Source organism: Micromonospora hortensis, from assembly GCF_022230935.1.
GTDB lineage: Bacteria > Actinomycetota > Actinomycetes > Mycobacteriales > Micromonosporaceae > Micromonospora > Micromonospora hortensis.
In genome coordinates, this window is the sequence record NZ_JAKKFE010000071.1 from 174981 (window position 1) to 190995 (window position 16015).

The window sequence follows — 16015 nt, forward strand, 5'->3', positions numbered from 1 at the left end:
CAGGCCACCTCGGCGGCGGCTCAGCCGACCACCTCGGTGACCAGCTCACGGGCGGCTCCGACGGTGGCGGCCAGCTCGGCGGGGCGGCGGCCGACGGCGCCGAGCAGAGCCTGCGCCCGCTGCTCGAAGTGTGGCGGGGCCCCGGGCAGCCGCCCTGCGGCGGCGATCATCCCCTTCTCGTTGACCAACCACCGGCCCGCCCGGGCGTGCAGCACCTGGGCGAGCACCCCGATCGTCCGGAACAGGCAGCCGGCGACGTACCCGCTGTCCCCGCCGACGGCGGCCTTGGCCGCGCCGCTGAGCAGAAACCCGGCCTCCCAGCCGCCGGCCACCAGCGCGTCGGCCAACGCGGGCGGATAGTCCCGGGTCTGCTCCTTCAGCCGGGTCAGCTGGCCGGCCGGATCCGCCAGCACCTGGCACAGCGCCACTTCGCCGACGTAGGCGGACGAGTAGAAACCGAGTGGGTGCCCGGCCTGCACGCCGACCTCGTACCGGCCGACCTGGCAGTCCGTCCAGGTGCGGTGCACCCGGTCGAGATCCCGGTAGATCCAGTCCACGGCGACGCCGCCGATTCGCAGCCAACCACCACCGTCGACCCAGGGGCCCCAACCACCCGGGGCGGTGAGAACCACTTCGGGGTCATCCGCGACGGTCGCGGCCACCGCCCGCAACGCCGGCACGTCCAGCCCGTCCTTGTAGTACAGGCCCAGGTCCCAGTCGGAGTCGGGGCGGTGCTCGCCGCGGGCCCGGCTGCCACCGAGCGCCACGGCGACCACCCCCTCGACGCCGCAAAGGCGGTCGGGCAGGTCGGTGGGGATCACCCGACGTCCCAGACCGGTTCCGGGGTCTCCACCACCTCGCTGTCGCCCCGGAACAGCACGAACCTGTCGAACGAGCGGGTGAACCAACGGTCGTGGGTCACCGCGATGACCGTCCCCTCGAAGGCGTTCAGGCCCGTTTCGAGCGCTTCCGCGCTGGCCAGGTCGAGGTTGTCGGTGGGCTCGTCGAGCAGCAGCAGTGTCGCCCCGGACAGCTCCAGCAGCAGCACCAGGAATCGGGCCTGCTGTCCGCCGGAGAGCGTGCCGAAGCGCTGGTCGCCCTGCGCGGCCAGCTCGTAGCGACTGAGCACCCCCATCGCCGCGTGCCGGTCCATTCCGGTGCGGTGCTCGTCGCCGCGCCAGAGGATCTCGACGAGCGTCTTCGACATCAGCTCCGGCCGGTCGTGGGTCTGGGAGAAGTGCCCGGGGCGGACCCGGGCGCCAAGGCGGGCCATGCCCTCGTGCGTCACCGGCGTGAGCGCGCCCGCCCCGTCGACCGGTCCGTTCGCCGGGTCGGGGTCGGTGCCGCCACGGGCCAGCAACCGCAGGAAGTGCGACTTGCCGGTGCCGTTGGCGCCGAGCACCGCCACCCGGTCGCCGTACCAGATCTCCAGGTCGAAGGGGAATGTCAGGCCGTCGAGCTCCAGCTGCTCGCAGACGACCGCGCGCTTGCCGGTCCGCCCGCCGGACAGGCGCATCCGGATGTCCTGGTCCTTGGGGGGTACGGGCGGTGGCCCGGCCTCCTCGAACTTGCGCAGCCGGGTCTGCGCGGCCTGGTAGCGCGAGGCCAACCCGTCGTTGTACGCGGCCTTCTGCTTGTACATCAGCACCAGGTCACGCAGCTTCTGGTGCTCTTCGTCCCAGCGTCGGCGCAGCTCGTCGAGGCGGGCGTGCCGGGCCACCCGCGCCTCGTACCAGCTGGCGAAGCCGCCCGGGTGCACCCAGGCGCTGCCGCCCTCGACGGCGACCACCCGGTCGGCGCTCTGGGCCAGCAGCTCACGGTCGTGCGAGACGTAGAGCACCGACTTCGTCGACTCGCGCAGTCGCGCCTCCAGCCAGCGTTTGCCGGGCACGTCGAGGAAGTTGTCCGGTTCGTCGAGCAGCAGCACCTCGTCCGGGCCGCGCAGCAGCAGCTCCAGGGCGAAGCGCTTCTGCTGACCGCCGGAGAGGGTACGCACCGGACGCTCCCGTACGGCGTCCCACGGCTGGCCGAGCACTATTGTCGCGACGGTGTCGAAGAGCACCTCGGCGTCGTACCCGCCGGCCTCGCCCCAGGCACCGAGCGCATCGGCGTACGCCAGCTGGGCCTTGCCCGCGGCGTTGCTGAACTTGCCGTGGGCCTCGGCCGCCCGCATGGCCGCCTCGGTCTCGGCGAGCCGCCGGCCGGCGTCGCGAAGCGCCGGCGGGGCCAGCGACAGCGCCAGGTCGGCGAGGGTCGACTCGTCGCCGATCATGCCGATGAACTGGCGCATCACTCCCAGCCCACCGGCCCGTGCGACGACGCCGCTGCGTACCGGCAGGTCGCCGGCGACCATCCTCAGCAGCGTCGTCTTTCCCGCGCCGTTCGGCCCGACGAGGGCGACCTTGCTGCCCTCCCCGACCCGGAACGACACGTCGGCGAAGAGTTCCCGACCGTCGGGCAGGATGTGCCCGACCGCTGCCACGTCCACGTATCCCACGCCGGGATCCTGCCCCAACGAGGGTCGGGGGGTACATCCAATTACCGGGTGACGCGCAGCACCCGGAAGCCCTTTTGGCTGGCGTACCGCTCGACCTGCCAGCTCTGCTCGGTGAGCCAGCGTTGCAGCGAGTCGCCGCCGAGGTGCCGGGCGACTACCAGCCAGCCGACGCCGTCCGGGGCGAGTCGGGGCAGCCACCGCAGCAACAGGTCGTGCAACCCGTCCTTGCCGATTCGGATGGGCGGGTTCGACCAGATCTGGGCGAAGCGGAGGCCGTCCGGAACATCGTCGGGCGTGCTGACCCGGACCCGGTCGGCGGCGCCGACCCGAGCCGCGTTGGCGGCGGTCAGCTCGCGGGCCCGGGCGTTGACGTCGACGGCCCAGATGGTGCTGGCGGGCGCGAGGTCGGCCAGCACGCAGCTGATCGGCCCGAACCCGCAGCCGAGGTCGAGCAGGTCGCCGGTGGTGTCGGCGGCGGGCAGCTCGGCCTTGCGCAGCAGCACTGCGGTGCCCGGGTCGAGCCGGCTGGCGGAGAAGACCCCGCCGGCCGAGGCGAGCCGGTAGTCGCGGTCGGCGACGGAGAACTCGACCTCGCGCGCCGGGGCGTCGCTGGTGGGCTGAGCGGTGAAGTAGTGGTCGCCGGTCACCCGGCAATTCTCGCACCGGTCCGGGGCGGACCTGACGCGGCCCACAGGCACATTTCCCCAATATTACCCCCTAAAGGGACAATGGCTCCTACTCTAGGCGATATGGTGTATCGGTACCAGTCCGATGAGGACGCTTTCGAGGAGTACCCGGAGCCCGGGTCCGACCTGTCGGTGCTCGGCGCCGGTCCGCCCCCGGCGGCCGGGCCCTCTCCGTCGCGCTTCCCCACGCCGTCGCTGCCCCGGCCGAACCAGCTCTCGCTGCCCTCGTCACAGCCGGCGCCGGCTCGTGCCGATGTGCCGCAGCACGGGCCGGCCGCCCGCGCCGATGCGCCCCAGCCACTGCCGACACGCGCCGACATCCCACCCGCCCCACCGCGCAGCCAGATCTACACCTCGGCGACGTCGGCCGAGCCGCCCACCCGGCGCGGCGGCGGCCGACTGTGGCAGGTACTGATCGGCGGCGCAGCCGTCCTGGTGCTGCTCGCCCTCTGCGGCCTCGGCGCCGCCGCGCTGCTCAGCAACCGCAACGAGCAGCCGCAGAGCAACCCGACGTACCAGCCGAACGCCGCCCCGACGTCGGCACCGGCGGAACGGCTGGCCCTCGACTCCCGGGACACCGACCAGGCCCCGCTCACCGCAAAGGAACTCTTCCCCGGCAGGGAGTTGAAGCTCACCGCCGACCAGCCGAGCTACCAGGTGCTCAAGACACAGTCCAGCGGCAGTTGCGCCGTCGCCGCCACCGACGAGGTAGCCGACCTGCTGGTCCGGCTCGGCTGCAACCAGGTCGTCCGGGCGACGCTGAGTACGCCCGACGACAGCCACCTGGTCACCGCCGGCCTGTTCAACCTCACCGACAAGGTCAGCGCCGAACGAGCCCGAGACCGGCTCCGGCAACTGCTCGACGATCGGCAGGGCCGTTTCCGTGGCCTCACCGCCGACGACGGCGACGGCACCGACGTCCTGGCCAACGCTCCGGCACGCGTCGGCTGGCAGGTCCGAGGCCACTACCTGGCGTACGCGCTGGTGGTCCGCAAGGACGGGGCTGCGGTCAAGGCGGGTGACGCCAAGGTCCGCGAGATCCTGTTCGACATGATCGAGCTGCACCTCAGCCGGGGCGTGCTGCAGAGCCGGGCCGACGGTGGCACCGCCGCGCAACCGACGGCGGCACCTACCGGCAGCAACGCCAACCAGGGCGATCTGCCGGGCAACTGACAGTGCGGACGGTCAACCCTCGATCGGCACCCGCAACCGGCGGGTGAGGGTGGCGCGGTGGGCGTACTCGGCCGGATCTGCCGGGTAGCCGACGGCGACCAGGGTCAGCCCGCGCGCGGGGGCCACTGTCACCTCGCTGGACCGCTCCCGCTGGGTGAGCAGAGTTCCCGGCCACTCGACCGGGCGGCGGCCGTCCCCGGCCACCAGCATGGCCCCCACCAGGCTGCGCACCATCGCCTGGCAGAACGCGTCGGCCTGCACTGTGGCGACCAGGATGTCGTCCGGGTCGCGACGCCAGTCCAGCCGGGTCACCTCCCGCAGCGTGGTCGCGTGCTCCTTGCGCCGGCAGTACGCGGCGAAGTCGTGCTCCCCCACCAGCCCGGTCGCGGCGGCGTTCAGCGCGGCCAGGTCCAACGGCTTCGGCCAGGCCAGCACCTCGTGGCGGCGCAACGGCTCGGCACCGAAGGGCGCATCGGTGACCCGGTACTCGTAGCGCCGGAAGGTGGCCGAGAACCGGGCGTCGAAGTCGGCCGGCACCTCGGTCATCGCCCGTACCCGCACGTCGGTGGGGAGCAGCCGGGCCAGGCGACGCAGCAGCCGTCCCTCGTGCTGCCGCCACACGTCCACGGGCAGGTCCACGTGGCACACCTGCCCCGTGGCGTGCACACCCGCGTCGGTGCGCCCGGCCACCGTCAGGCCGGTGGCCGTACCGGCGCCCAGGACCAGGTCCAGGGTTTCGACGAGCACCCCCGCGACGGTGCGCCTGGTCGGCTGGGCTGCCCAGCCGGAGAAGTCGGTGCCGTCGTACGAGACATCCAGCCGCAGCCGGATCCGCTCGTCCACCTCGTACCTCCTGTTACGGGTCGGGCCCGACACCCCGATGGGGTGCCGGGCCCGACAATGCCCTTGATCAGGCCTTGTTCTCGGTGGCCTCGTCGCTGTCCTCGCGGGCGGCGTCGGTGTCACCGGACGCCGACACCGGCGCCTCGGAGTCCTGGTCGGCCGGAGCCGACTTCGGGGACTCGTCGGCCGGGGCGAGCGCCTCGACCTTGTCCTGCTGCGCGGCCTTGCGGGCGGCGGTCTTCTTGTTCACCTTCGGCTCGGCGACCTGAAGCTCCTCCACCAGCTCGATGATGGCCATCGGCGCGTTGTCACCCTTGCGCGGACCGGTCTTCACGATCCGGGTGTAACCGCCGGGGCGGTTGGAGTACCGGGGCGCGATCTGGTCGAACAGGGCGTAGACCACGTCCTTGTCCTTGACGACACCCAGCACCCGACGCCGCGAGGCGAGGTCACCGCGCTTGGCCTTCGTGATGAGCTGCTCGGCCAGCGGGCGCAGCCGCCGGGCCTTCGTCTCGGTGGTCTGGATCTTCCCGTGCTGGAACAGCGCGGTCGCCAGGTTGGCCAGCATCAGCCGCTCGTGCGAGGGGCTGCCGCCGAGGCGGGGGCCCTTGGTGGGCGTGGGCATTTTTGGTGCTCCTCAGTTGTGGCGGCAGCGCGGACTAGAGCTGCTCGGTCTCGCGGTAGTCGTCGGTGTCGTAGTCGGCCTCGCCGAAGGTGTCCACGACGTGCGCCGGGTCGAAGTTCGGAGCCGAGTCCTTCAGCCCGAGACCCATCCCGGCGAGCTTCATCTTGACCTCGTCGATCGACTTCTGACCGAAGTTGCGAATGTCGAGGAGGTCGGCCTCGGTACGCCCGATGAGCTCACCAACGGAGTTGATGCCCTCGCGCTTGAGGCAGTTGTAGGAGCGGACGGTGAGGTCCAGCTCCTCGATCGGCAGAGCGAGGTCCGCCGCCAGCTGGGCGTCCTGCGGGGACGGCCCGATGTCGATGCCCTCGGCGGTCTCGTCCAGCTCCCGGGCGAGCCCGAACAGCTCCACGAGCGTCGAACCGGCGGAGGCCAGCGCGGTACGCGGACCCATCGACGGCTTGGTCTCGACGTCGATGATCAGCCGGTCGAAGTCGGTGCGCTGCTCGACACGGGTCGCCTCGACGCGGTAGGTCACCTTCAGCACCGGCGAGTAGATCGAGTCGACCGGGATGCGGCCGATCTCGGCGCCGGACTGCTTGTTCTGCGCCGCCGTCACGTAGCCCCGGCCCCGCTCGACGGTCAGCTCCATGTCGAGCCGGCCCTTGCCGTTCAGGGTGGCGAGCTTGAGATCCGGGTTGTGCACCGAGACGCCGGCCGGCGGCTGGATGTCGCCCGCGGTCACGTCGCCCGGGCCCTGCTTACGCAGGTACATGCTGACCGGCTCGTCGTGCTCGGAGCTGACGCACAGCTCCTTGATGTTCATGACGAGCTCGACCACGTCCTCCTTGACACCGGGGATCGTGGTGAACTCGTGCAGCACACCGTCGATCTTGATCGAGGTGACGGCCGCGCCCGGGATCGACGACAGCAGCGTACGCCGCAGCGAGTTACCCAGGGTGTAGCCGAAGCCCGGCTCCAGCGGCTCGATGGCGAACCGGGACCGGGTCTCGTTGATCGACTCCTCGGAGAGGGAGGGTCGCTGGCTGATGAGCATCTTTTCTCTTCTCTTCCGGGGCGCCCGCTATTTGACGCCCACGACACAAACTGTTCCGGTGGCCCGCCCCGAAGGGCGGGCCACCGAACGAGCTCGGACTACTTGGAGTAGAGCTCGACGATCAACTGCTCCTGGACCTGCGTGTCGATGACCTGCCGGGCCGGGAGGGAGTGCACGAGCACCTTCATCTGGCTCGGGATGGCCTCAAGCCACGCCGGAACCGTCTTCGAGCCGGCCTGAGCCTGCGCGACGATGAACGGGGTGAGCTCCTTGCTCTTGCCCCGAACCTCGATGATGTCGTGCTCCTTGACGCGGTACGACGGGATGTCGACCTTCTTGCCGTTCACCGTGAAGTGACCGTGCTTGACCAACTGGCGGGCCATGTCCCGCGAGTGGGCGTAGCCGGCCCGGTAAACGACGTTGTCCAGCCGCGACTCGAGGATCTGCAGGAGGACCTCACCGGTCTTGGCCTGCTTGCCAACGGCTTCCTCGTAGTAACCGCGGAACTGCTTCTCCAGCACGCCGTAAACCCGACGGGCCTTCTGCTTCTCGCGGAGCTGGAGCAGGTACTCCGTCTCCTTCGTGCGGCCGCGGCCGTGCTGCCCGGGCGGGAACGGCCGGGACTCGAACGGGCACTTCGGACCATCGCACTTGCTGCCCTTGAGGAACAGCTTCATCTTCTCCCGCCGGCAACGGCGGCAGTCTGCACCGGTGTAACGAGCCATCTCTCTCTACCTCTCAGACCCGGCGACGCTTCGGCGGACGGCATCCGTTGTGCGGCTGCGGGGTGACGTCGGCGATCTGGCCGACCTCGAGGCCCACGGCCTGCAGCGAACGGATGGCGGTTTCCCGGCCGGAGCCGGGGCCCTTGACGAACACGTCGACCTTGCGCATGCCGTGCTCCATGGCGCGACGCGCGGCAGCCTCGGCGGCCAGCTGCGCAGCGAACGGAGTCGACTTGCGGGAGCCCTTGAAGCCGACCTGGCCAGCGGAGGCCCAGGAGATGACCGCACCGGTCGGGTCCGTGATGGACACGATGGTGTTGTTGAACGTGCTCTTGATGTGCGCCTGCCCGTGGGCGACGTTCTTGCGTTCCTTGCGCCGGACCTTCTTTACAGCGGCTCCGGCACGAGCCTTCGGTGGCATAAGTCTGTGCGCTCCTAGTTGACTTTCCGGATTGGGTTGCGGCCTGACCCACCTCGGCGGCGGCCGACCCCGTCATCCGGTCAAGAACTACTTCTTGCCGGGCTTCTTCTTGCCGGCGACGGTCCGCTTCGGGCCCTTGCGGGTCCGGGCGTTGGTCTTGGTCCGCTGGCCACGCACGGGCAGGCCCCGGCGGTGCCGGATGCCGGCGTAGCAGCCGATCTCAACCTTGCGGCGGATGTCAGCGGCGACCTCGCGGCGCAGGTCGCCTTCAACCTTGTAGTTGCCCTCGATGTGGTCGCGGAGCTGCACGAGCTCCTCGTCCGTGAGGTCCCGAGCGCGCTTGTCCGGCGAGATGCCGGTAGCGGCGAGTGTCTCCAGGGCGCGGGTGCGACCGACCCCGAAGATGTAGGTGAGCGCGATCTCCAACCGCTTTTCGCGGGGGAGATCCACGCCGACTAGACGTGCCATGTGCGGGCGTACTCCTTGTGATGTGTGGCGGAGGTGTGGACCCGTCCCACCCCGCTACCGGCCGTCCCGTCTTTCCGACGCCGTGAGCGCCGGCGACCGGGATCGGTCGCTGCCCGAGCGGGCCCCGGCCTCCGACCGGGGGTCAGCCACGCAGAGGTACGTCTGGCGTACCGCTCGCGGCTGGGACGAGCATGTGTGATGTGTGTGTCGCTGGGGATCCACCTGGACCAACGCCACCCGGCCGTGCTCCGGCCGGACGGGCTGAGTCAGCCCTGGCGCTGCTTGTGGCGCGGGTCGCTGCAGATGACCATGACCCGGCCGTGCCGGCGGATAACCCGGCACTTCTGGCAGATCCTCTTGACGCTCGGCTTGACCTTCACGGTTGCCTTACTTCCCATCTGGCCCGGGGACGCGCTACGCGACACCGGACGTCGAAGACGGACACGGGACTTCCCGGCCGTCGTCAGGACTACTTGTAGCGGTAGACGATGCGCCCGCGGGTCAGGTCGTACGGCGAAAGTTCGACGACGACCCGGTCCTCCGGAAGGATGCGGATGTAGTGCTGCCGCATCTTGCCGCTGATGTGAGCCAACACCTTGTGGCCGTTCGCGAGCTCCACCCGGAACATGGCGTTCGGCAGGGGCTCGATGACCCGACCCTCGATCTCAATGGCTCCGTCTTTTTTCGGCATGTCCTCCGCTGTCCTGACGTCGATTGCTCCGGGCGGCCCACAACGTCTTACACGGAATTCTGATCAGAATCAGAAGCCCGCGCCAGCCGCGGCTCCAGCTCCCACCGAAGCGCAGGGTGGGCATGCCGGAGTGGACGCTGTGCGCCGATCTGAAAGTGTACGCCGGCCTGCAGTCCCCCGCCAAACCGACCACCCACCAACCCGCGCGGCGCCCCGAACGGCCCCATCTCCACCGCCGTTGATCATGAAGTTATTGTCACGACACGCCGGGATCGGCGGCAATGACTTCATGATCAACAGGGGTCAGGGGGGCCCGTGCGGTCCGGGGTCAGGAGATTTCTGGGGGGCCGTCCGATTTGCGGGCGCGCTTTGCCTGCTTGCGCTCTCGGCGGCGTTGGCGCTTGACGGCCTGGCGTTGAGGCTCCTTCGCGGCCAGCCCTCCCACCGTGCGGACCAGCAGCACCGCGCCCCACGGCCCCGCCACCCAGGCCGGCCAGAAGTAGAGCAGGTCCTGGCTGAGCACCGACGTCACCGCCCAGATGGTCACCACGATGGGGATCACCCACAGGTACGGGGACCACACCTCGGCCAACCAGCGGGCGGTGACGCCCCTGCTGAAGGCCGGATCGAGCTCGTCGCCCAGCAGGCTCACCGTCGGCCCGGCAGCCGGCGCCAGGCTCGACCGCTGCGCCGGCGTCACCGGCGGCAGATCGGTCAGCAGAGCCTCAAGGTCGGCGTACGTGCGTGCCGCGTAGGCCCGCTGCAACCGCTCGTCGTACTCGTGCAGATCCAGTCGGCCCTCGTCGAGGGCGACCCGCAACCTGTCGGCGACCGCCGCACGGTCCGAGTCCGCGGCTCGCATCCCGTCGCGCCCGTCCATGCCGGCAAGCATGCCACCGTCGCGCCACTCCCGTCCGACCCCGGACGCCGGTCGATCATGAAGTTGTTGCCAGCCTCACCGGCGTGTCAGGGCAACAACTTCATGATCACCGGATCGCGGCGGGGCCGGGGCGGGGCTAGGGGGTCTTGGTGGCCGCGGGTTGGCGTGCCGTTACCAGGTCACCCAGGCGGGCCCGACCACCGTCGAACGCGGTGAGCACCCAGACGCCGTCCGGCAGCAGCGCCATCGAGTGCTCGACGTGCGCGGCCACCGAGCCGTCCCGGGTGACGACAGTCCACCCGTCGGCCAACTCGGCGGTACGTGGGGACGCCATGGTGATCATCGGCTCGATGGCCAGGGCCATCCCGGGGACCAGCCGCGGACCCTTGCCCGGCCGACCGTGGTTGAGCACGTGCGGGTCCTGATGCATCTCGGTGCCGATGCCGTGCCCGCCGTAGCCGTCGACGATGCCGTACCGGCCGCCCTTGCGGACAGCGGTCTCCACCGCGTGCGAGATGTCGGTGAGGCGGCCCTTGCCGCTGGCCGCACCACGCGCTGCGGCGGCGATGCCGGCCCACATCGCGTCCTCGGCGACCTCCGCCATCTTCAGCAGCGCCGGATCGACGTCACCGACCCCGACCGTGATCGCGGAATCGCCGTGCCACCCGTCCAGCACCGCCCCGCAGTCGATGGAGATCAGGTCACCGGCCTGGAGCACCTGCTTCGGCGACGGTATGGCGTGCACGATCTGCTCATTGACCGACGAACAGATCGACGCCGGAAAACCGTGGTAGCCCTTGAACGACGGAACGCCGCCCGCCTCGCGGATGGTCGCCTCGGCGATGGCGTCCAGATCGGCGGTGCTCACACCGGGGGCGACAGCCTCCCGCATCCGACGCAACGCCTCGGCCACCACCAGCCCGGCGGCCCGCATCTTCTCGATCTGGTCAGGGGTCTTCAGCTGGATGTCCAGCTGGGGACGACGCATGGAGCGGTTACCTTTCGTTGCCGAACAGCGGGGCACATAACGCGTACCCCGCTGTTCGCACTCTATCCGCCGTGGCCCGGCCGGACCTCAGCCGCCGTACGACCGCAACGCGTCGATGGCCCGGGTGGTGACGTCCTCCACCGGCCCGGTGGCGTCGATCCCGACCAGCTTGCCCTGAGCGCCGTAGTAGTCGACCAGGGGTGCGGTCTTCTCGCTGTATTCGCGGAGCCGCGTGGCGATCGTCTCCGGCTTGTCGTCGTCGCGCTGGAACAGCTCGGCGCCGCACCGGTCACAGATGCCGGGCCGGGTGGTGGCGTCGAACTCGACGTGCCAGATCTTGCCGCAGCCCCGGCAGGTACGCCTGCCGGAGAGCCGCCGGATCACCTCGTCGTCGTCGACGACCAGCTCCAGGACCAGATCCAGGGCGGTGCCCAGATCGGCCAGGAGCTTGTCCAGAGCGGCCGCCTGCGGAGTCGTTCGCGGGAAGCCGTCGAGCAGGAAACCCTCGCTGGCGTCGGGCTCGGCCAGCCGGTCCCGGACCATGTTGATGGTGACCTCGTCCGGAACCAGCTCGCCCGCGTCCATGTACCGCTTCGCCTCGACACCGAGCGGCGTGCCCTGGGTGACGTTCGACCGGAAGATGTCTCCGGTCGAGATCTTCGGCACCGAGAGGTGCGCGGCGATGAACTCGGCCTGCGTGCCCTTGCCCGCGCCCGGCGGGCCAACCAGAACGAGTCTCATCTACCGCAGGAACCCTTCGTAGTTCCGCTGCATGAGTTGGCTCTCGATCTGCTTCACGGTCTCCAGACCGACGCCGACCATGATGAGCACAGCGGTGCCGCCGAACGGGAAGTTCTGGTACTGCTGGTTGTCCAGCCAGATGAAGAAGAAGTTCGGCAGGATCGAGATGACGCCGAGGTAGAGCGCGCCCGGCAGGGTGATCCGGCTGAGGATGAAGTCCAGGTAGTCGGCGGTCGGCTTGCCCGGGCGGATGCCCGGCACGAACCCGCCGTACTTCTTCATGTTGTCAGCGACCTCGGTCGGGTTGAACGTGATCGAGACGTAGAAGTACGTGAAGAAGATGATCATCAGGAAGTAGACCGCGATGTAGATCGGGCTACTCGGGTTGACCAGGTTGTTCTGGATCCACGACTGGGTCTTGCCCGGGTCGGTCTGGTCGAAGAACTGCAGCGCCAACTGCGGCAGGTAGAGCAGCGACGAGCCGAAGATGACCGGGATCACACCCGCCTGGTTGACCTTGAGCGGGATGTAAGTCGAGGTGCCGCCGTACATCCGCCGACCGATCATCCGCTTGGCGTACTGCACCGGGATCCGGCGCTGCGCCTGCTCGATGAAGGTGACAGCGGTGATGACCACCAGGACCAGCGCGATGACCAGGGCGAACATGTCCCAGCCCTTGCTGGTCTTGATCTGCCAGCCCTCGCTGGGCAGCCGCGCCGCGATCGAGGTGAAGATCAGGACGGACATGCCGTTGCCGACGCCGCGGTCGGTGATCAGCTCACCGAGCCACATGACCATGCCGGTGCCGGCGGTCATCGTCATCACCAGGATGGTCAGGGTCAGCCAGTCCGGGATGCCGGTGCCGGTGGGGATGATCGGGAACTGGTCGCAGCGGTTCTGGAACAGCTGGCCCGAGCGGGCCAGGGCCACGAACGCCGAGGCCTGCAGCACACCGAGACCGAGGGTCAGGTAGCGGGTGTACTGGGTGATCTTCGCCTGACCGGCCTGGCCCTCCTTGCGGAGCTGCTCCAGGCGGGGGATCACGACGGTCAGCAGCTGCAAGATGATCGACGCGGTGATGTAGGGCATGATGCCCAGCGCGAAGACCGAGAGCTGTAGCAGCGCTCCGCCGGAGAAGAGGTTGAGAAGGTTCACCACCCCGGTGGTGTCACCCTGGATGGTGTCGAGGCACTTCTGCACGTTGCCGTACGAGACGCCCGGGCTGGGGAGCGTTGCACCCAGCCGGTAGACCGCGATGATGCCTACTGTGAACAGCAGCTTCTTGCGCAGGTCAGGCGTACGGAACGCACTGAGAAAGGCGGACAGCAACTTCTTCCTCCTGCGCGAGGCGGGCCGCCGGTGATCCCTGGCGGGTCGGGGTGGATCACGGGCGAGTGCCCGCAATCCATGGCTGGGATGGGACTCTAACAGCCTCACCCCGGTCCGGGCAGATGCGCCCGACTACATAAATCGAAACCGATGTTACCGGGCGCTCAGGCCCCAGGTAGACCACGGCGCCCGCCAGTTGCTCTCAACTGGACGGGCGCCATGGTCGTACGCCTTACAGCTCGGTGACGGAGCCACCGGCGGCAGCGATCTTCTCCTTGGCCGACGCACTGAACGCGTGCGCAGACACCTGGAGCGCCACACCGCCGAGGTCCCCGGTGCCGAGGACCTTGACCGGGTGACCCTTGCGGACGGCGCCGGACTCAACGAGCTCCAGCGGGCCGACCTGACCACCATTCGGGAACAGCTCAGCGAGTCGGTCCAGGTTGACAACCTGGAAGACCACCTTGAACTTGTTCTTGAAGCCCTTCATCTTCGGCAGGCGCATGTGGATGGGCATCTGCCCACCCTCGAACGCCGCCGAGATGTTCTTGCGGGCCTTGGAACCCTTGGTACCGCGACCAGCGGTCTTGCCCTTGGAACCCTCACCGCGACCCACACGGGTCTTCGCGGTCTTGGAACCGGGCGCCGGGCGCAGGTGATGCACCTTGATCGTCATTACTCGACCTCCTCGACCTTCACGAGGTGGCTCACAGTGAAGATCATGCCGCGGATCTCGGGCCGGTCCTCCTTGACCACCACGTCGTTGATCCGCTTGAGACCGAGCGAACGCAGCGACTCACGCTGGTTGTGCTTGGTCCCGATACCGGACCGGAGCTGGGTGACCTTCAGGCGTGCCATCAGTGCGCCACCCCCGCACGCGACGCCAGCATGGCGGCCGGCGCGACGTCCTCCACCGGCAGACCACGACGCGCCGCGACCTGCTCGGGGGACTCAAGCCCCTTCAGGGCCGCCACTGTGGCGTGCACGATGTTGATCGGGTTCGACGAACCGAGGCTCTTGGAGAGCACGTCGTGGATCCCAGCGCACTCCAGCACGGCACGCACCGGTCCACCGGCGATGACACCCGTACCGGCCGAGGCCGGCTTGAGCAGCACCACACCAGCGGCGTCCTCACCCGTCACCGGGTGCGGGATCGACTGACCGATCCGCGGGACCTTGAAGAAGTGCTTCTTGGCCTCCTCGACACCCTTGGCGATGGCCGCGGGCACCTCCTTGGCCTTTCCGTAGCCCACGCCGACCGTGCCGTCGCCGTCGCCCACGATCACCAGGGCGGTGAAGCTGAAGCGACGACCACCCTTCACGACCTTGGCGACGCGGTTGATCGCGACGACCCGCTCAAGGTGCGGGGTCTTCTCGACGGGCGCGTTTCCGCGGCCGCCCTCACGGCGGTTGTCGCGGCGACCACCCTCGTTGCCACCGGACCCGCCGCCACGGCGCTGTTGACCTGGCATCAGCAGCCTTCCTTCTCTCTCGTGACGGGGTTGTTAGAACTCGAGCCCGGCTTCGCGGGCGGCGTCGGCAAGCGCGGCGACTCGCCCCGCGTACCGGTTGCCGCCGCGGTCGAAGACGACCTTGGAGACGCCGGCGGCCTTGGCCCGCTCGGCGAGCAGCGCGCCCACCTTGCCAGCCAGGGCGCTCTTGTCGCCCTCCGCACCGCGCAGCGAGGCGTCCAGGGTCGACGCCGACGCCAGGGTGTGACCCTTGGTGTCGTCGACGACCTGGGCGACCATGTGCCGCAGCGAGCGGGTGACGACCAGGCGCGGACGCTCGGCCGTACCGCTGACGTTCTTGCGGACGCGGAAGTGTCGACGCGCACGCCCAACGGCGCGCTTGGCGGCGACACCGCGGCGGCGCTTGAGCAGCGTGGCGCTCACTTCTTACCTGCCTTTCCAGCCTTGCGGCGGATGACCTCGCCCTGGTACTTGACGCCCTTGCCCTTGTAGGGCTCCGGCGGGCGGATCTTCCGGATGTTGGCGGCGACCTCACCGACCTGCTGCTTGTCGATGCCAGCCACGTGGAACAGGGTCGGCCGCTCCACCGTGAAGGTGATGCCCGCCGGGGCGGGGACGACCACCGGGTGCGAGAACCCGAGCGCGAACTCGAGATCCGAACCCTTGGCGGTGACCCGGTAACCGGTGCCGGCGATCTCCAGGCTCTTGCGGTAGCCCTCGGTGACCCCGACGATCATGTTGGCAACCAGCGTACGGCTCAGGCCGTGGAGTTCCTTGGCCTTGCGCTCGTCGTTCGGCCGGTTGACGCTCAGCTGCCCATCCTCGGCCCGCTCGACCGTGATCGGCTCGGCGAGGGTGTGCTGGAGCTGGCCCTTGGGGCCCTTGACCTTGACGGTCTGCCCGTCGATCGTGATGTCGACGCCGGCTGGCACCGGGATCGACTTACGTCCAATTCGCGACATTTCTACCTGTCTCCCGTTACCAGACGAAGGCGAGGACTTCCCCGCCAACACTCCGCTTGCGGGCCTGCCGGTCGGTCAGCAGCCCCTGGGACGTCGAAATGATCGCCACGCCCAGCCCACCGAGCACCCGCGGGAGCCCGTCCGACTTGGCGTACACCCGGAGACCGGGCTTGGACACGCGCTTGATGCCGGCCAGGCTCCGCTCGCGGTTCTGGCCGTACTTCAGCTCGACGACCAGTCGCTTGCCGACGGCGCCCTCCTCGGGCTCCTCGACCGACCAGGTGGCGATGTAACCCTCGGCCTTCAGGACCTCGGCGATGTTCGCCTTGATCTTGGAGTAGGGCATCTTCACCTGATCGTGGTACGCCTGGTTGGCGTTACGCAGACGCGTGAGCATGTCTGCGATCGGGTCGGTCATCGTCATGGATTTCGTCAGCCTTTCTCGCCGGGGTTCCCG

General features: G+C 69.2%; 22 protein-coding genes. 1 reads left to right on the forward strand and 21 read right to left on the reverse strand.

Annotated elements, in window-relative coordinates; genetic code table 11:
* Positions 1 to 20: 20 nt before the first annotated feature.
* From NIE111_RS31425 to NIE111_RS31435, 3 genes are read right to left on the reverse strand one after another with little or no spacing between them, the layout of a single operon-like run.
* Complete coding sequence (locus NIE111_RS31425; RefSeq protein WP_238687827.1) at positions 21 to 821, reverse strand: nucleotidyltransferase domain-containing protein; 801 nt, start codon at positions 819 to 821, stop codon at positions 21 to 23.
* Positions 818 to 2497 carry an ABC-F family ATP-binding cassette domain-containing protein gene (locus NIE111_RS31430; RefSeq protein WP_238687828.1) on the reverse strand — a complete coding sequence of 560 codons (1680 nt, stop codon included), beginning with the start codon at positions 2495 to 2497 and terminating at the stop codon, positions 818 to 820. The genes NIE111_RS31425 and NIE111_RS31430 overlap by 4 nt, the downstream gene beginning before the upstream one ends.
* A 41-nt stretch (positions 2498 to 2538) precedes the next feature.
* On the reverse strand, positions 2539 to 3144 hold the full coding sequence (locus tag NIE111_RS31435; protein WP_238687829.1) for a class I SAM-dependent methyltransferase: 606 nt from the start codon (positions 3142 to 3144) through the stop codon (positions 2539 to 2541).
* Between the two features lie 102 nt (positions 3145 to 3246).
* Between NIE111_RS31435 and NIE111_RS31440 the strand changes: the two genes are divergently transcribed.
* The gene (locus tag NIE111_RS31440; protein ID WP_238687830.1) at positions 3247 to 4356 is read left to right on the forward strand and encodes a hypothetical protein; all 1110 of its coding nucleotides are present in this window, start codon (positions 3247 to 3249) and stop codon (positions 4354 to 4356) included.
* Between the two features lie 12 nt (positions 4357 to 4368).
* Here NIE111_RS31440 and truA read toward each other — a convergent pair whose 3' ends face one another.
* The 18 genes from truA to rpsH all read right to left on the reverse strand — a co-directional run bounded on the left by truA (position 4369) and on the right by rpsH (position 15982).
* Complete coding sequence (gene truA, locus NIE111_RS31445; protein ID WP_238687831.1) at positions 4369 to 5199, reverse strand: tRNA pseudouridine(38-40) synthase TruA; 831 nt, start codon at positions 5197 to 5199, stop codon at positions 4369 to 4371.
* A 67-nt stretch (positions 5200 to 5266) separates the two neighbouring features.
* A complete protein-coding gene (gene rplQ, locus NIE111_RS31450; RefSeq protein WP_238687832.1) occupies positions 5267 to 5824 on the reverse strand; it encodes a 50S ribosomal protein L17 in 558 nt (185 codons plus the stop codon).
* 34 nt (positions 5825 to 5858) lie between these two features.
* Entirely contained in the window at positions 5859 to 6881 is a 1023-nt protein-coding gene (locus tag NIE111_RS31455; RefSeq protein WP_007465227.1) for a DNA-directed RNA polymerase subunit alpha, read from the reverse strand.
* A 98-nt stretch (positions 6882 to 6979) separates the two neighbouring features.
* Positions 6980 to 7606 carry a 30S ribosomal protein S4 gene (rpsD, locus tag NIE111_RS31460; protein WP_030489600.1) on the reverse strand — a complete coding sequence of 209 codons (627 nt, stop codon included), beginning with the start codon at positions 7604 to 7606 and terminating at the stop codon, positions 6980 to 6982.
* A 13-nt stretch (positions 7607 to 7619) separates the two neighbouring features.
* Entirely contained in the window at positions 7620 to 8027 is a 408-nt protein-coding gene (gene rpsK, locus NIE111_RS31465) for a 30S ribosomal protein S11 (protein WP_030329919.1), read from the reverse strand.
* 87 nt (positions 8028 to 8114) lie between these two features.
* Positions 8115 to 8495 (reverse strand): 30S ribosomal protein S13, encoded by a 381-nt coding sequence (gene rpsM, locus NIE111_RS31470; protein WP_030329917.1) that lies wholly within the window; start codon positions 8493 to 8495, stop codon positions 8115 to 8117.
* Positions 8496 to 8761: 266 nt separating this feature from the next.
* Entirely contained in the window at positions 8762 to 8875 is a 114-nt protein-coding gene (rpmJ, locus tag NIE111_RS31475) for a 50S ribosomal protein L36 (RefSeq protein ID WP_088952025.1), read from the reverse strand.
* Positions 8876 to 8964: 89 nt separating this feature from the next.
* Positions 8965 to 9186 (reverse strand): translation initiation factor IF-1, encoded by a 222-nt coding sequence (infA, locus tag NIE111_RS31480; protein ID WP_007073013.1) that lies wholly within the window; start codon positions 9184 to 9186, stop codon positions 8965 to 8967.
* Positions 9187 to 9514: 328 nt separating this feature from the next.
* Complete coding sequence (locus tag NIE111_RS31485) at positions 9515 to 10066, reverse strand: DUF1707 SHOCT-like domain-containing protein (RefSeq protein WP_238687833.1); 552 nt, start codon at positions 10064 to 10066, stop codon at positions 9515 to 9517.
* 136 nt (positions 10067 to 10202) lie between these two features.
* Entirely contained in the window at positions 10203 to 11054 is an 852-nt protein-coding gene (gene map, locus NIE111_RS31490; RefSeq protein ID WP_091402377.1) for a type I methionyl aminopeptidase, read from the reverse strand.
* 87 nt (positions 11055 to 11141) lie between these two features.
* Positions 11142 to 11795, reverse strand: coding sequence for an adenylate kinase (locus NIE111_RS31495; RefSeq protein ID WP_088950228.1), 654 nt, complete (start codon positions 11793 to 11795; stop codon positions 11142 to 11144).
* Positions 11796 to 13124 (reverse strand): preprotein translocase subunit SecY, encoded by a 1329-nt coding sequence (gene secY, locus NIE111_RS31500; protein ID WP_238687834.1) that lies wholly within the window; start codon positions 13122 to 13124, stop codon positions 11796 to 11798.
* 232 nt (positions 13125 to 13356) lie between these two features.
* A complete protein-coding gene (gene rplO / locus NIE111_RS31505; protein ID WP_030329906.1) occupies positions 13357 to 13800 on the reverse strand; it encodes a 50S ribosomal protein L15 in 444 nt (147 codons plus the stop codon).
* Positions 13800 to 13982 carry a 50S ribosomal protein L30 gene (gene rpmD, locus NIE111_RS31510; RefSeq protein ID WP_007465262.1) on the reverse strand — a complete coding sequence of 61 codons (183 nt, stop codon included), beginning with the start codon at positions 13980 to 13982 and terminating at the stop codon, positions 13800 to 13802. Before rpmD ends, rplO begins: the two co-directional genes overlap by 1 nt.
* Positions 13982 to 14596 (reverse strand): 30S ribosomal protein S5, encoded by a 615-nt coding sequence (gene rpsE, locus NIE111_RS31515; protein WP_074314587.1) that lies wholly within the window; start codon positions 14594 to 14596, stop codon positions 13982 to 13984. The genes rpmD and rpsE overlap by 1 nt, the downstream gene beginning before the upstream one ends.
* A 33-nt stretch (positions 14597 to 14629) precedes the next feature.
* Positions 14630 to 15019: a 50S ribosomal protein L18 gene (gene rplR, locus NIE111_RS31520; protein ID WP_091402381.1), complete on the reverse strand. Its 390-nt coding sequence runs from the start codon at positions 15017 to 15019 to the stop codon at positions 14630 to 14632.
* Positions 15016 to 15558, reverse strand: a complete 543-nt coding sequence (gene rplF / locus NIE111_RS31525; RefSeq protein ID WP_091402383.1) for a 50S ribosomal protein L6 — start codon at positions 15556 to 15558, stop codon at positions 15016 to 15018. The genes rplR and rplF overlap by 4 nt, the downstream gene beginning before the upstream one ends.
* 16 nt (positions 15559 to 15574) lie before the next feature.
* The gene (rpsH, locus tag NIE111_RS31530; protein WP_007465270.1) at positions 15575 to 15982 is read right to left on the reverse strand and encodes a 30S ribosomal protein S8; all 408 of its coding nucleotides are present in this window, start codon (positions 15980 to 15982) and stop codon (positions 15575 to 15577) included.
* Between the last annotated feature and the right edge of the window lie 33 nt (positions 15983 to 16015).

Coding starts and splice junctions, on each gene's coding strand:
- NIE111_RS31440 (WP_238687830.1), top strand. CDS start 3,247: ATGGTGTATCGGTACCAGTCCGATGAGGACGCTTTCGAGGAGTACCCG.
- rplQ (WP_238687832.1), bottom strand. CDS start 5,824: ATGCCCACGCCCACCAAGGGCCCCCGCCTCGGCGGCAGCCCCTCGCAC.
- NIE111_RS31455 (WP_007465227.1), bottom strand. CDS start 6,881: ATGCTCATCAGCCAGCGACCCTCCCTCTCCGAGGAGTCGATCAACGAG.
- rpsD (WP_030489600.1), bottom strand. CDS start 7,606: ATGGCTCGTTACACCGGTGCAGACTGCCGCCGTTGCCGGCGGGAGAAG.
- rpsK (WP_030329919.1), bottom strand. CDS start 8,027: ATGCCACCGAAGGCTCGTGCCGGAGCCGCTGTAAAGAAGGTCCGGCGC.
- rpsM (WP_030329917.1), bottom strand. CDS start 8,495: ATGGCACGTCTAGTCGGCGTGGATCTCCCCCGCGAAAAGCGGTTGGAG.
- infA (WP_007073013.1), bottom strand. CDS start 9,186: ATGCCGAAAAAAGACGGAGCCATTGAGATCGAGGGTCGGGTCATCGAG.
- NIE111_RS31485 (WP_238687833.1), bottom strand. CDS start 10,066: ATGGACGGGCGCGACGGGATGCGAGCCGCGGACTCGGACCGTGCGGCG.
- map (WP_091402377.1), bottom strand. CDS start 11,054: ATGCGTCGTCCCCAGCTGGACATCCAGCTGAAGACCCCTGACCAGATC.
- NIE111_RS31495 (WP_088950228.1), bottom strand. CDS start 11,795: ATGAGACTCGTTCTGGTTGGCCCGCCGGGCGCGGGCAAGGGCACGCAG.
- rplO (WP_030329906.1), bottom strand. CDS start 13,800: ATGACGATCAAGGTGCATCACCTGCGCCCGGCGCCCGGTTCCAAGACC.
- rpmD (WP_007465262.1), bottom strand. CDS start 13,982: ATGGCACGCCTGAAGGTCACCCAGCTCCGGTCCGGTATCGGGACCAAG.
- rpsE (WP_074314587.1), bottom strand. CDS start 14,596: ATGCCAGGTCAACAGCGCCGTGGCGGCGGGTCCGGTGGCAACGAGGGT.
- rplF (WP_091402383.1), bottom strand. CDS start 15,558: ATGTCGCGAATTGGACGTAAGTCGATCCCGGTGCCAGCCGGCGTCGAC.
- rpsH (WP_007465270.1), bottom strand. CDS start 15,982: ATGACGATGACCGACCCGATCGCAGACATGCTCACGCGTCTGCGTAAC.